The sequence below is a fragment of the Bacillus sp. BK450 genome (genome assembly GCF_004364885.1).
GTDB classification, from domain to species: domain Bacteria; phylum Bacillota; class Bacilli; order Bacillales; family Bacillaceae; genus Bacillus; species Bacillus safensis.
Genome location: NZ_SOBQ01000005.1, coordinates 182,384 through 196,371, shown reverse-complemented (window position 1 = coordinate 196,371; position 13,988 = coordinate 182,384). Strand labels below are relative to the sequence as shown.

At 45.4% G+C, this 13,988-nt stretch carries 10 protein-coding genes; 1 reads left to right on the top strand and 9 read right to left on the bottom strand.

The window, feature by feature from the left end:
- Positions 1 to 264: 264 nt before the first annotated feature.
- Both EV579_RS16445 and EV579_RS16440 read right to left on the bottom strand, forming a co-directional pair.
- On the bottom strand, positions 265 to 1,371 hold the full coding sequence (locus EV579_RS16445) for a nitric oxide synthase oxygenase (protein WP_122631760.1): 1,107 nt from the start codon (positions 1,369 to 1,371) through the stop codon (positions 265 to 267).
- A 104-nt stretch (positions 1,372 to 1,475) separates the two neighbouring features.
- On the bottom strand, positions 1,476 to 2,033 hold the full coding sequence (locus EV579_RS16440) for a PadR family transcriptional regulator (protein WP_024426629.1): 558 nt from the start codon (positions 2,031 to 2,033) through the stop codon (positions 1,476 to 1,478).
- Between the two features lie 112 nt (positions 2,034 to 2,145).
- Between EV579_RS16440 and EV579_RS16435 the strand changes: the two genes are divergently transcribed.
- Positions 2,146 to 2,631: a phenolic acid decarboxylase gene (locus EV579_RS16435; protein WP_008341777.1), complete on the top strand. Its 486-nt coding sequence runs from the start codon at positions 2,146 to 2,148 to the stop codon at positions 2,629 to 2,631.
- A gap of 71 nt (positions 2,632 to 2,702) precedes the next feature.
- Here the strand turns inward: EV579_RS16435 and EV579_RS16430 are convergent, their stop codons facing one another.
- From EV579_RS16430 to ribD, 7 genes are all read right to left on the bottom strand, one after another.
- A complete protein-coding gene (locus EV579_RS16430; RefSeq protein ID WP_133744859.1) occupies positions 2,703 to 4,334 on the bottom strand; it encodes a M14 family metallopeptidase in 1,632 nt (543 codons plus the stop codon).
- A 177-nt stretch (positions 4,335 to 4,511) separates the two neighbouring features.
- Positions 4,512 to 5,810, bottom strand: a complete 1,299-nt coding sequence (gene citM, locus EV579_RS16425; protein ID WP_024426631.1) for an Mg(2+)/citrate complex secondary transporter CitM — start codon at positions 5,808 to 5,810, stop codon at positions 4,512 to 4,514.
- Positions 5,811 to 6,151: 341 nt separating this feature from the next.
- On the bottom strand, positions 6,152 to 7,129 hold the full coding sequence (locus EV579_RS16420) for a tripartite tricarboxylate transporter substrate-binding protein (protein ID WP_024426632.1): 978 nt from the start codon (positions 7,127 to 7,129) through the stop codon (positions 6,152 to 6,154).
- Between the two features lie 3 nt (positions 7,130 to 7,132).
- Positions 7,133 to 7,828, bottom strand: a complete 696-nt coding sequence (locus EV579_RS16415) for a response regulator (protein WP_025092679.1) — start codon at positions 7,826 to 7,828, stop codon at positions 7,133 to 7,135.
- Positions 7,829 to 7,831: 3 nt separating this feature from the next.
- Positions 7,832 to 9,427 (bottom strand): sensor histidine kinase, encoded by a 1,596-nt coding sequence (locus EV579_RS16410; protein WP_044335448.1) that lies wholly within the window; start codon positions 9,425 to 9,427, stop codon positions 7,832 to 7,834.
- Between the two features lie 140 nt (positions 9,428 to 9,567).
- Positions 9,568 to 12,690, bottom strand: coding sequence for an exosporium glycoprotein BclB-related protein (locus tag EV579_RS16405; protein ID WP_243837438.1), 3,123 nt, complete (start codon positions 12,688 to 12,690; stop codon positions 9,568 to 9,570).
- A 112-nt stretch (positions 12,691 to 12,802) separates the two neighbouring features.
- The gene (gene ribD, locus EV579_RS16400) at positions 12,803 to 13,885 is read right to left on the bottom strand and encodes a bifunctional diaminohydroxyphosphoribosylaminopyrimidine deaminase/5-amino-6-(5-phosphoribosylamino)uracil reductase RibD (RefSeq protein ID WP_024424599.1); all 1,083 of its coding nucleotides are present in this window, start codon (positions 13,883 to 13,885) and stop codon (positions 12,803 to 12,805) included.
- Between the last annotated feature and the right edge of the window lie 103 nt (positions 13,886 to 13,988).

Here is a 13,988-nt window from a genome sequence, read left to right as displayed (position 1 = left end):
TCCTCATGGGATCAAACTTGGCAGGGAATGCAAAAGGATAAACAGCCTCAGGGTGAGAAAGTCATCCAGAAGTGGAATGCGAGAGCGCAAACTTTCGCCCATTGTTGTAGTAAGGAAGAGATCTTTTGTGGTCATCATAAATAAATAAAAAGGGATAGATATCTATCCCTTTTGTTTTAATCAATTTAAATGTTCAACATCATATGAGAGGACACGTGTATTATGATAAAAGCCATCTTTTTATGGAATTACATATAACTCTCGCTAAGCTTTTTCTGTCCTGTGATAGGGCTTGTCCTGATAAAAATAGTTTGGTTTCACAATGGTATTGTCGTAATGCTTGTGGAAGATGTGGGTAGCAGCTGGTGATACTGGCGGAATCAGCCATGTCCAGTCCCCGGTCAGCTTGCGTTCAGCCTTTTCTTCCTGTTTTTCAAACTGCTTGAATTGATGTGCTGCTGTATGGTGATCGACAATGGTTACCCCTGCTTCGCGATAAGAATGGAGAACCGCCACGTTCAATTCGACAATGGCTTTATCCTTCCAAAGGGACGAATTCTTGGTTGTGTCCAGTCCTAAAAGAGAAGCGACTTTTTTCAGCATATTGTAGCGGTTTTCATCCGCTAGGTTGCGTGCGCCAATTTCTGTGCCCATATACCAGCCATTAAACGGTGCAGCATTGTAATGAATACCGCCAATCTCTAATTTCATATCAGCAATAATCGGGACCGCATACCATTTTAGTCCCAAATCACGGAATCCATCATATTCAGGATGGGTGATCTCTACCTCTTGGACGATTTCTTTCGGAAGCTCATACAGAACAGGCGGCTGACCTTTAAGCTGAAACATGAGAGGCAGAATATCAAAATGTGTGCCCTCCCCTTTCCAGCCATGTGCTTCACATAATTTTGTTAATTCAAGAGATGCCTCGTCGCCGATGATGCCGTATTCCGTTTCATAGCCTGCATAACGAACGAGCTGATGATTATAAATGACGACTTCCTTCTGTCTGTTTTTCTCTGGGGGAAAGATCGTAATGGACGGTTTGATTTTCCCGCCATTTGTCGCATACTCAATATGATGAAAGAGCGCCTCCTTCACCTCATCCTCTGTCTTTACATGCCGGCAGTCATGCACTTGCAGGGTCGACCAAAACAAACGGCCAATGCAGCGGTTACTGTTGCGCCATGCCATTTTCGCCCCGTGAGCTAATTCCTCTAGTGTATGCGTATAAATTCCTTCAGACTCAATTTCTTTTTTTATTTCATGCAGACGTGCTGCTTTCTCTTCATTTGACTTGTTTAATTCTTCATAGCATACAGAAATAAAAGCTTCTGCTTCATTCCACAACGCTTCTTGATTACTCAAACATACTCGCCTCACTTTAATACGAATATATCCATTGTAGCGGTTTCTATTGATAAATTCACTCGTTTCAAACCATTTTTTATCAAATCATCCGACCATTGTCCTTAGATCATAGATGAATCAATTCGTTTAAGGGTCTTTTGGAGCCAGCGTACATAGCCTTTTTCCCTTTCGATTGCCCTTGTCAGCACTAAGTAATGCCCAAATTGCGCTGAATGCAGTGATTCAGCAGAAGGGTCTTCCTCTGTCAAAGCGTGCAGCTTTTGTTCCAGCACATCTACTTTCTTGGTGCGCTCTAAAAGTTGATAGGCAAACAGGTCAGCCGCTTCTTTTTTGTCCATGGAGGAGATGAAAAATGTTTTGAGCATGAATTCATCCTTTGTTGTTTCCGGAATCGGATCTTTTGTTCTTAACCACTGACGCAATTCTTCTTTTCCTGCCGCTGTGATTTGATAGACCTTCTTCTCCAGCTTTTTTCCTTGTATGTGAATATCAAATTCAATAAACCCTTCCTCTGTGAGACGCTTCAGCTCAGGGTAAATCTGACTGTGCTTCGCACTCCAAAACTGTCCAAGGGAATCTTTAAAATGTTTCGTGATATCATATCCCGTCAGCTCATGCTGATCCAGCAAGCCAAGAATGGCATATTTTAGTACTCTCATGATGGGCCTCCAACGCTTATTCTTTGACAATAGTATATCATAGACTTTAAAATAAACATGTAAATCACAACATGTTTGAAAAAACATTATTCTAATGAAAGAAGGAATAAACATGGATCAATTCGTTGGACTTCATATGATTTATACGTATGAAAATGGCTGGGAATATGAGATTTACATTAAAAACGATCACACCATTGATTACCGCATTCATAGCGGAATGGTTGGAGGACGCTGGGTCCGTGATCAAGAAGTAAATATTGTGAAGCTGACAAAAGGCGTATACAAAGTCTCTTGGACAGAACCAACTGGGACAGACGTCTCTCTGAACTTTATGCCTGAAGAAAAACGCATGCATGGCGTCATCTTCTTCCCGAAATGGGTGCATGAACGTCCAGACATCACCGTCTGCTATCAAAATGACTACATCGATCTCATGAAAGAATCTCGTGAAAAATACGAAACCTATCCGAAATATGTTGTCCCAGAATTTGCGGACATTACGTATATCCATCATGCAGGTGTGAATGACGAAACCATTATCGCAGAAGCACCATATGAAGGCATGACAGATGAAATAAGAGCTGGACGAAAATAAAAAAGCGGCACGCCAAGTGCCGCTTTAGATTGGTGAAAAAGGGCTAAAATGATCTTTATTTTAGCCTTTTTTTATTGAATGCCTAACGTCTTTTGAGGAAGCACGAAACGATAGACTGGCAGTTCATCACCTGTTTTTGAAGCAATAAACCCTGATGACATATAGCTGTCCTTTGATTCTGGTTCAAGGGCAAGTGAGAGCAAATTGGTTTGCGGCTGTGCCGTGACATATACCTTTGTTCCTTTTGGCAGCTGACGTTTCTTGTCAACGAGTTTTGTTTCAAGCTGAATATCTGTTTTGCTCTTTTCCTCTCGCTTTGTCACCTGATAGGCTTGTACCGGCACTTTCATGCCAGCCGGCAATGTGACACTTTTTAATCCTAATGTTCTAAGTTTCTTTTCTACTCCTTCATGCCCCGGAAGAATGAGATAAGCTGTCGGCCGTTCTCTTGTTAAGACAGGAACTGCATCGCTCGCACTATGAAAGCGCACAGGAACTTGAGTCGTTTGTCCCTTCTCAATATCAACCATTTCCAGCGAGTCATTGACAGGTGCTTGGAAATCATCTTGAATGACCACTTGATCATCATCATTTGGCTGCAGTCCTTTTTTGACCAGCTTCAGCCGCTCCGTCACCATTTGCTGCTTCACCTGCTTGGCATGTTTCACCGTGGTCTCAATGATTTTTTCATGGGTGGCTACTTGCGCAGCAACGCGGCGGGCAAAATCCTCTCTTCCAATCCCAATCCCTCTGCTTTCTACAAGAAATGACAGGGCTGGCGAAAGTGCAAAGGCATTACGGCCAATTCGCGCATCCGTACCACCTTCATAGATGTCGATCTTTCCATCCTTTCCTCTTGTGTTTGTATAATACAAATCGTTAGAAAATCCTTTATTCGTCAGCGTTTCACGAACTCCGTTAACGTATAACTCATTTGAAGTCAGCCGGATGCTTTCAGGAATGTTTAAATTCTTCCCTGAAAGAATAAGCAAATCATGATATTTGAGAGCGCCTGATGAACCGATATTTTCAAACTGCTTTTGACCCACATCGTATTCATGGGCATCAATAACTACCTCTGGCGCATACCGATTAAATTCTTGATGCAGGGCTGCCAGTTCTGGAGATTCTAATGTCATATGATCACGGTTTCCGTCTAATCCGTTTGCCAGTCTGCGGTCAAACGCATAAGAACCATCAGGATTGATTCTTGGAACAATGATGATATTGACATGATTGAGTATACGCTCTCCTTCTTCACCTGCTAATCGTTTTGCAATGACGAGAGCAGATTCACCGGAGGCTGGTTCATTTCCGTGTATTTGTGCTTGGAGCCAGATGGTTGGCTTTTTTGAAAGTGGAGTAATGGAGCGATCCTTTGTAAAGTACAGGGCCGGAATGGACCTGCCTTCAATGGATGTTCCAATCTGTTTCTGAGTGGCATATGGGCTTTTGCGGACAATGTCTTTTAAGAAAGCTTGAAGCTCTTCTTGTGTCGTAAATGCTTCTCCTTTTTTCTGAAAGGCAGGGGTTTCAAACGTCTCGCCAGGCTTAGGGTATAGCTTTTTCACTGAAGCCGGCTGTTCATAACTCTTTCCATAATAAGGGGTTTCTGCATGAGCTGAAGCTGGGCTCACCATCGACAAACTGCCTGCCAAGAGGCATGCAGCAGCAAAAAGAATCGTGCCTTTTCGTTTGGACATGCTATCCTCTCCCTTCGTTGATTTGCATTATAAAGAAAAAAACAGAAAAAGTGTCAGTATTTTTCAAAAATAAATCTTTTGGAGGAACAGGCAGATCTTTGTCTAGGGCAAATGAATGGAGACTGCACGGCAATATGACCTAAAAAAAGTGCCTGCCCGCAGCAGACACTTTTTTATTTACCAGATGGAAATGGCCCCAATGAGAACCGCCACGACAGTCATAGCGACGACTGCCAGCACAGCCCATTTCATCCCAAATTTCTGATGCTGATCCAGTGATACGCCAACAAGTCCAACAAGTAAATGAGTCGATGGAACAAGTGGACTTAACATATGAATCGGCTGACCAATAATAGAGGCTCTGGCAATCTCAATTTTATCGACACCGTATGCTGCCGCTGTTTCTGATAGGATCGGCAGTACGCCATAAAAGTATGCATCATTCGGCATAAAGAAAGTAAAGATCCCGCTTGTTAATGCGACAATGACTGGAATAAAGCCGCCAAGCTGCTCTGGAATTGCAGATACAATCGAAATCGCCATTTCATCGACCATTTTCGTTCCAGTTAGAATACCTGTAAAAACACCTGCCGCAAAAATCATCGAAGCAATGGCTAAAACGTTTGTTGAGTGAGCGGCAATTCGCTCACGCTGCTGATCTAAGTTCGGATAGTTCACGATAATCGCCACACAGAAAGCAAGAACAAATAGAACAGTTAAGCTGACTTTACCTGATACAAGCAGCAGCACCAATAACAAAGTCAGCGCCAGGTTAAACCACCAAAGCTTCGGCCGTTTGATGTCATCTTGCAGTGCCGCTGCCATTTCATTTGCATGAATCGGCTGGTCAAGTTCAATCACACCAAGGCGTTTTCTTTCGGCTTTTCCAAGAAAATAAGCAACAATAATCATACTGAGAACCCCTGCACCAATGACTGGAATCATCGGTCCAAATAAAAGTGAAGGATCAACGCCAAGTGCACTCGCCGCTCTAGGTGTAGCTCCTCCCCATGGAATTGTATTCATAATTCCCATGCCAACCCCGGCAATACCCGCTAAAATAATTGGACGGATGCCAAGCAGCGTAAATAGTGGAAGCATCGCTGTTGTTGTAATCATATACGTTGTTGTTCCATCACCATCAAGTGCAACAAGCATCGTCAGGACAGCTGTTCCGACCACGATTTTTAATGGATCGCCTTTAACGATTTTTAAAATTTTCGCCACCATTGGATCAAATAAACCCGCATCAATCATAATGCCAAAGTACAAAATCGCAAACATGATCATGACCGCTGTTGGTGCGACTTGCTGCACGCCTTTGACAATCATGTCTGAAATTTCAGTAAAATGAAAACCTGCAATAAGAGCAAATGCAATCGGTGTTAACACCAATGCCGTTAAAACAGACATACGTTTCGTCATAATCAAAACCATAAATACAATCATCATAAGAAATCCTAAGATTGCTAACATATTGTTCACCCCTTGTGTTGTATACGCTTTCATTAATGTGTTGGTATCCCATTTCCAACCCTTTTTGTCATCATATCTGAGGTGAGAATTGAAGTAAATATTATGAATTTTAATTCTTTTTCGGTCGATAAATGCTTTTTGTTCATTTTGTTCAAACATTGAGCTTTTTAATTCCATGAAAAAAACAAAGGGTTTATTTTAGCCCTTTGTTTTCTTTTCAGCGTGATAGAAAACCTTTGAAGTCTAGGAAAGACGAGTACTGGAGCGATATGAGATTGGTGAGCACCGGCACGCAGGAATGCGGGCGAATGCAAGGGTTTGTCTACACGCTGGAAGCGGTCTCACTCGACCGCTTGTTCTCCTTGTATCAATTGCTCATATTGCCTTAATTGATTTTCCATAAAGATCTTTGCCTCTTTGCTGTTCATATAACGACTTGTCCAGCCCTTTTGCTTTAATCGCTTTTTCCAGGACTTCGTTTTCGTCATTTTTTGAAGAAGCTGATCCCATTCACGAATGTCATGCTGACTCATTTGTTTAGGGCCCATCACACCGCGCCAATGGGAAAAGATGAGCGGAATGCCCTGCTCTTTCCATGTCGGCACATCTTCAAATCCATCTAAGCGCTGGCTGGTTGTCGTCGCTACGAGCTTCAGCCTCTTTTTTTCATAATCATGACGAACCTCTGTAATGGTAGTCGTTGCTGCATCCACTTCATGGTTGATGAGCGCCTGAAATAAATCATCTGCACTGTCAAATTTCAAAAATTGAATGCGATAGGGATCAATCCCTGCCATTTCTGCTGCCCGGGCGAATGAGATTTGATCATCATTTCCAAAGTCAGGCGCAAACCCAATTTTTAAGGAATCTGGTTTTTTCTTGAGGGCGTGTAACAGCTCCTTCCCATTTGCAAAAGGAGAATCCATCGGGACTGCGACGACCTGCCACTCTTCTGCAAGGATTGCCAGCGGTGTCACATCATTCATCGTCACGTTACTGCTGCCAAGTAAATTACGGCTTAACAATAAACTTGAATTTAAACTGATATAGTTGGCTTCCCGCTCCATCATGTATGTCCATCCTTTATCCACCGTTCCGCCTCTTTGATAAAGAATGTTCACAGGCCGGTTCACCAGCTTCTCTTGTTCAAGCACTGATTTCATCACCTGAGCCGTTTGGTCAAATCCCCCCTCTGGTACACCCGACACCACAATATATAAGGAGCTTTGCTGCAGGAAAGAGTCTCCGGCTTTTTTTTCATTAAAGGTGAGTGTTATACAAAGGCAGAGCACGATCACAAAAAGTATTCCTTTTTTCATCTTTTAAGACTCCGCTTGTTTGGCAGGGTAATATTTACGTTCAGGTCTGCCAATAATTCCGTATGCAAGCTCTGCCCGGCATTCCCCGGTTGTCACGAGATACTCTACGTACCGTCTCGCAGTTGTACGTGATGCGCCCATCTTTTCCCCGAGTTCTTCTGCTGTAATACCGCTATTCTCTGAGGCCATCAATGTTTTCACTTTATCCAAGGTCAGTGAATTGATGCCTGTGGGGAGATCTCTGTCATCCCTTTGTTTTGGCTCTTCCTGCATCTGTCCAAAAAACAGATCGATCATCGTTTGATTGACTTCATCCTTTGAATTGATGATGTCTTTCTTCTCTTTATATTCGGTTAAAACTTGTGCAAACTTTTGTGCGGTCACCGGTTTGATTAAATAATGAACCACTCCGTAATGAAGCGCATCTCTTAAAAGCGTCGTTTCCGTTGCAGCCGTGATAATGATCACATCTACTTCAGGACAGCGTTCTCTTAAAAGCGGCAGCAGGTTTGTGCCGAGCTCATCAGGCATATACACATCAAGCAAGATGAGATCCACTTGTTCCCTTTGGAGCGCCTCCCACATATCTTTTGCACTCTTTGCCTTTCCAGCGACCTTAAATCCTTCTATCTTTTGTATATAAGATTCATGAATGGCAGCGATTCGAAAATCATCCTCCGCAATGAGTACCTTAATCACCATCTATTCCCCCTTTGTGCCTTTCGGTATGTATACAGTGAAGATGGCACCGCCTTCTTTTTGGTTCGCAACTTCAATCCAGCCCCCAAGCTCGTCCAATACTTCTTTCACATTCGCAAGCCCATAGCCTCGTCCTTCTCCCTTTGACGAATGGCCTCTTGTGAAAATCTGTGACAGTTCTTCTTCATTCACCCCATCACCTGAATCTGACACTTCTATGATAATATCAAACCCAATATCTGTGATGAACAGGTCTACCTCGCGCTTCTCCTTATTTAATACAGCTTCAAAAGCATTGTCTACGAGATTGCCAATGATGGTGATAAAGTGAGATAAACTTAAATGAGCTGGGAGCGGCTCAAGTGAGCTATTTTCATCAATGTGGAAATGGACTTTCTTCTCAGATGCTTTCCCTAACTTGCCAAGTAAGATGGCTTGTATTTTAGGAGACCGAATCTGCTTCATGAGTAAATCGTGCTGACGGTTTTGCAGATGATATTCTTCTTTAATTAAGTCGATGGCTTCATCGACTTGCTTCAGCTCAAGCAGGCCTAAAATGGCGTACAGCTTATTTGAGAATTCGTGCGTTTGGGCTCTTAGGTCTTCTGAATATTGGCTGACCTCTGTTAATGTATCCAGCAGCTTCGTCAGCTCTGTTTTCTCTCTGAAGCTCACAATCCCTCCGAATACTCGATGATCCTGCATTACTTTTTTCACATTTAAGACATAGGTTTTATCATTGACGACGGTTTCGATGTTAGGTTCAATCGTCTCTGCCTTTAAATAGAGAAGAAGTTTGGCATTTGGCAAGACTTGATCAATATGAAGAGGCAGCTTTGATGAGACGCGCAGCATGTGCTCAGCTGATGTATTCATCATCGTAATCGCGCCTTTCTGGTCAAACGCAATGATCCCTTCTTTTATAGCGAGCAGCATCGCTTCTCTTTCTCGATACAACGAAGCAATTTCATGCGGCTCAAGCCCTAATGTATCTTTGCGAATACTCTTCGTTAAAAAAATCGCACCGAATATGCCAGGCAAAAGCACGAGAAGGGCAATATAGCTAAGCTTCAATAGCTGATGAGCTGTCGCTTGATCAATTTCCTTTTTTAAAAATTCGACGGTGACTGTGCCGATAATTTCTTCATGCCCCTCTGTTTCTTTCATAATGGGTGCACTGCCTCTGACAACGGTTTCACCATTAGAATCATCAGTTGATATGGAGGTTCCTCCAAATAAGAGAGTACTTCTTCCTTCCGAAACACTGATGGTTTTTCCTACGTCCTCATGATTCGTATGAACAAGGACCTTTCCTTTTCGATTGGTAATGAAGATGGCATGAGCTCTTACTTGCTCCTTCATTTGCTCAAGCACTGCCTGTTCTTCATTTTGGGACGCTGATAGAGCCACCGATGCTTTAATGGGCGGCATATATGATATCGTTCTAGCGGTCTGCACCGCCAGCTGTTCAGCTTGTGCCTGCCTTTCTGATGTCTGCAAAAAACCAAAACAAATAGTTAATAATGCAATGACAACAAGCAAAAGCCCGATAATTAATCCCAAAATTTTCGTTTGTAAAGTGACTTTCCTTTTGCCCATTCTCACCGCTACAACCCCTAATTCAGTAGATTCACCCGAATAGACTCTAAGAAAATGATATCATTTTTTCTTACTAAGTTAAGAGAAAATTCTTTCAAAGAAAAAAGACGACTCAAAATCGAGTCGTCCCTGTATGCCTATTACGTGATCGATAAACCAGCACTCGCATAGCCTGCTACGGTATTCACTAAGGATAGACCTGTAGCTGATGCGGAGAATACAACAAGCAATCGTGTTTCAGGTGTGACTGGTACATTTAGACCAGTCGCAATACCATTTGCAATTGCACCCAGCGTTAAAACACCGGTTAAAGCTGGTGCTAAAGTGACACTCGCTACTTGAGTGAAACTGTTATTTGGTGTTGGTGAAGCAAACAAACTAGCTGTGACCGTAATACTTGTGCCAAGCAAAGAAAGAGCAGCTGTCGTACTGAAATAGCCGGCAAATGATGTGATTGTTCCGGCTCTAGGAACTGAGAACGCCATGTTGAGTAAAGTGCCTGCAGCGCCGGTTAAATCAATCACTCCGCCTAAAATACTGACACCTGTCGCTGAGTTACCAAATCCGATCAAGCTGGATGTTCCAACGAGACCGCCTGCAATTGTTGTCAGGACAGCAGGTGTACCTGAAGCAAACGGAATGATCGCACTCGATCCTGTCACTCCTGTTGGACCGGTGGCGCCTGTTGCTCCTGTACCTGTGACTCCCGTGGCGCCTGTTGCACCGGTCACTCCGGTGGCGCCGGTGAGACCTGTAGCTCCGGTGACTCCAGTTAATCCAGTTGCTCCGGTGGCTCCGGTTAGACCTGTAACTCCGGTGACTCCAGTTAATCCAGTTGCTCCGGTTGCTCCGGTGAGACCTGTGGCTCCCGTGGCGCCTGTTACTCCAGTTGCTCCGGTTAAACCTGTGGCTCCCGTGGCGCCTGTTACTCCTGTCGCTCCGGTTAAACCTGTGGCTCCCGTGGCTCCTGTTACTCCTGTCGCTCCGGTTAAACCTGTGGCTCCCGTGGCGCCTGTTACTCCTGTCGCTCCGGTTACTCCAGTTAATCCAGTTGCACCGGTCACTCCCGTGGCTCCTGTCACTCCTGTCGCACCTGTATCACCTGTTACCCCAGTTGCTCCGGTTACTCCAGTTGCACCCGTATCTCCTGTTACCCCGGTGGCTCCTGTGACGCCCGTTGCTCCGGTCGCTCCTGTATCACCGGTTGCACCAGTTTCTCCTGTCGCTCCCGTGACACCTGTCGCGCCTGCGGCTGCTAATAACGTATAGTCTGAAGAAGTATCCGGTGTGCCTGTTGGCGGCGCTGTATTCACAACATAGGTTCCACCTTCATATGTCACCACTTGACCTACTGGATAGGTTGGCGCTGTTGCTGGGTCAAATGTCAGAATACCAGTTAATCCTACACCGGTTACTCCTGTTGCCCCTGTATCACCAGTTATCCCAGTTGCTCCAGTTGGGCCTGTGACGCCGGTTACACCCGTATCTCCTGTTACCCCGGTGGCTCCTGTGACGCCCGTTGCTCCGGTCGCTCCTGTATCACCGGTTACCCCAGTTGCTCCTGTCGCTCCCGTGACACCTGTCGCGCCTGCGGCTGCTAATAACGTATAGTCTGGAGAAGTATCCGGTGTGCCTGTTGGCGGCGCTGTATTGACCAGATATGTTCCTCCTTCATATGTCACTACTTGACCTACTGGATAGGTTGGCGCTACTGCTGGATCAAACGCTGCAACTCCAGATAAACCGACACCTGTCGCTCCGGTCACTCCTGTTGCCCCTGTATCACCAGTTATCCCAGTTGCACCTGTTGGTCCTGTGACGCCGGTTGCACCAGTTTCTCCTGTCGCGCCTGTGATCCCTGTTGCTCCTGTTGCTCCTGTGCCAGTAGCTCCGGTTGGGCCAATTTCCCCCGTCGCTCCCGTAACACCAGTGGCTCCGGTTGGGCCAATTTCTCCCGTAACTCCAGTGACACCGGTAGCTCCGGTTGGACCAACTTCCCCGGTTGGTCCTGTCACTCCTGTTGCGCCGGTGGAACCCGTGACTCCTGTACCGGTTGCACCCGTAACGCCAGTCGCTCCTGCAGCGGCCAATAACGTATAATCTGGTGACGTATCAGGTGTACCTGTTGGCGGCGCCGTATTGACGAGGTAAGTTCCTCCTTCATATGTCACCACTTGACCTACTGGATATGTCGGCGCTGCCGCTGGATCAAACGCTGTGACGCCGGCTAGACCTACTCCCGTCGCTCCTGTAATCCCTGTGGCACCGGTTGCTCCGGTTGCTCCCGTATCACCAGTTGCACCTGTGACACCGGTTGCTCCGGTTGCACCGGTGGTACCCGTTGCTCCTGTGACTCCTGTGCCAGTAGTTCCGGTTGGACCAATTTCTCCAGTCGCTCCTGTAACACCAGTGGCTCCGGTTGGGCCAATTTCTCCTGTTGCTCCCGTGACGCCGGTGGCTCCGGTTGGACCAATTTCTCCTGTTGCTCCCGTGACGCCGGTGGCTCCGGTTGGACCAATTTCTCCTGTTGCACCCGTACCGGTAGCGCCTGTAACGCCAGTCGCGCCTACAGCGGCTAAAAGCGTATAATCTGGTGATGTATCTGGTGTACCTGTTGGTGATGCTGTATTCACAAGATACGTTCCACCTTCATATGTCACCACTTGCCCCAATGGATATTCTGGTGCTGCTGCAGCATCATACGGTACAACCCCAGTTAAACCCACGCCGGTGGCTCCTGTGGCTCCAGTTGGACCTGGATCTCCTGTGACACCTGTTGGCCCTGTACCTGTTTCCCCCGCTGCAGCTAATAATGTATAATCTGCCGACGTATCCGGTGTACCTAATGGTGGTACTGAATTGACGACGTACGTACTGCCATCGTATGTCACCACTTGCCCTACTGGGTAGGTTGGTGCTACTGCTGGATCAAATGCCAAGATGCCTGTTAAACCTACGCCTGTTGGACCGATTGGACCTGCTGGACCTGCTGGACCTGCTGGGCCTGCCGGACCCACTGCACCCGCTGGACCTGCTGGGCCTCTTCTTCCTCTCCCGCCTGGCGGACCTTGAATCACACAAACACAAGGATCTTTTCCGCAGCAAGGATTTTTTACTGGTTTCCTAGGCTTTTCTGATATCCCTTTTTTACAACTATCACATTCCCAGCCATCATCCTTATACGCATCATACCAGCTTCCTTTTTGGTAGTGGTCTGTCGAATGAGTTGGATATGTCTTACCACATTGCCTACATCTTTTCATGGAATCACCCCCATCCATCGTATTCATCATGACTGGGAAAGGTGTATGTACACTTTTATTTTTTTAAAATAATCAAAAGACCTTGCACTTTATGCACAAGGTCCTTCTTTCATTAAAGTCTCATCGTCATTTTTAAATCTTTTCCTACCATACTATAATCCATATCTACCGGACGGATGGCTTCTTTTAATGATTTCGTACCTTCTCCTTCAAAGAAAGTAGGTGCATCTTTCCCTCCAATTAATAATGGTGCCATATAAATAATGACTTCGTTCACAAGTGACGCTTCTAAAAAGGATGCGCTCACACTGCCTCCCGCCTCTACAAGCACCGACATCACAGAGCGCCTTTTCAGCATACGTAACACCGCATGAAGATCTGTCCGATTTTCTCCGCTTGTGACAAATACTTGATGTCCTTTTTGCACCAGTTGATGGTATTTTTTTTGATCGTACTTGTTTGAGGTACAAATGATGGTTTCTGCCATATGATCATTTAAACATTTCGCATGAAGCGGAATCCTTAATGTGGAATCTAAAATGACACGAATGGGCTGTGTCACGATTGAATCTTTTACAATAAGACCTGCATCATCTTGAATAATGGTTTCAACGCCTGTTATCACAGCATCTGCTTCTTGACGTAATTGCTGCACTTCATTCCTCGCTTCTGTCCCTGTAATCCATTTGCTTTCTTGATGAGCTGTTGCAATTTTCCCATCTAATGAAATGGCTGTTTTTAATATGACATACGGAAGGTCTGATTGTATCGAATGAAAAAAAGGAAGATTTAAGCTGTCCGCTTCCCGCTTACATACCCCTTCTTCTACTTCTATCCCTGCTTGTTTCAACATCGTGACCCCTTTACCTGCTACAAGTGGATTTGGGTCCCCAGTGGCAATGACCACACGTTTCACCCCGCTCTTTATAATGGCTTCTGAGCAAGGGCCTGTTTTTCCATGATGCGAACAAGGTTCGAGCGTCACATACATATGAGCCCCCTTCGCCTTTTCTCCTGCCATTTGCAGCGCATGAATTTCAGCATGCGGCTCGCCCGCCTTCATGTGAGCACCAATTCCAACGATCTCACCTTTTTTGACTACCACTGCCCCGACAAGCGGATTTGGCGAGGTTTGTCCTTTCATGGCCTTTGCGTTGGCAATCGCTAGCTTCATATAAAAAACATCGTCTTTCATGTAAGTCTCCTTTCCTCTCTTTCAAGGGAAAGAACTCCTTCAGGGAATGAAGGAGTTCTATTCTCATGTGCTATATTTTTTCCATCCGTTTCTTTTCAGATCG

Bases quoted from the DNA above. Each gene is read 5' to 3' on its own strand.
- EV579_RS16440 (WP_024426629.1), bottom strand. From the start codon at position 2,033: ATGAGAGTACTAAAATATGCCATTCTTGGCTTGCTGGATCAGCATGAG.
- EV579_RS16435 (WP_008341777.1), top strand. From the start codon at position 2,146: ATGGATCAATTCGTTGGACTTCATATGATTTATACGTATGAAAATGGC.
- EV579_RS16430 (WP_133744859.1), bottom strand. From the start codon at position 4,334: ATGTCCAAACGAAAAGGCACGATTCTTTTTGCTGCTGCATGCCTCTTG.
- citM (WP_024426631.1), bottom strand. From the start codon at position 5,810: ATGTTAGCAATCTTAGGATTTCTTATGATGATTGTATTTATGGTTTTG.
- EV579_RS16420 (WP_024426632.1), bottom strand. From the start codon at position 7,129: ATGAAAAAAGGAATACTTTTTGTGATCGTGCTCTGCCTTTGTATAACA.
- EV579_RS16410 (WP_044335448.1), bottom strand. From the start codon at position 9,427: ATGGGCAAAAGGAAAGTCACTTTACAAACGAAAATTTTGGGATTAATT.
- EV579_RS16405 (WP_243837438.1), bottom strand. From the start codon at position 12,690: ATGAAAAGATGTAGGCAATGTGGTAAGACATATCCAACTCATTCGACA.
- ribD (WP_024424599.1), bottom strand. From the start codon at position 13,885: ATGAAAGACGATGTTTTTTATATGAAGCTAGCGATTGCCAACGCAAAG.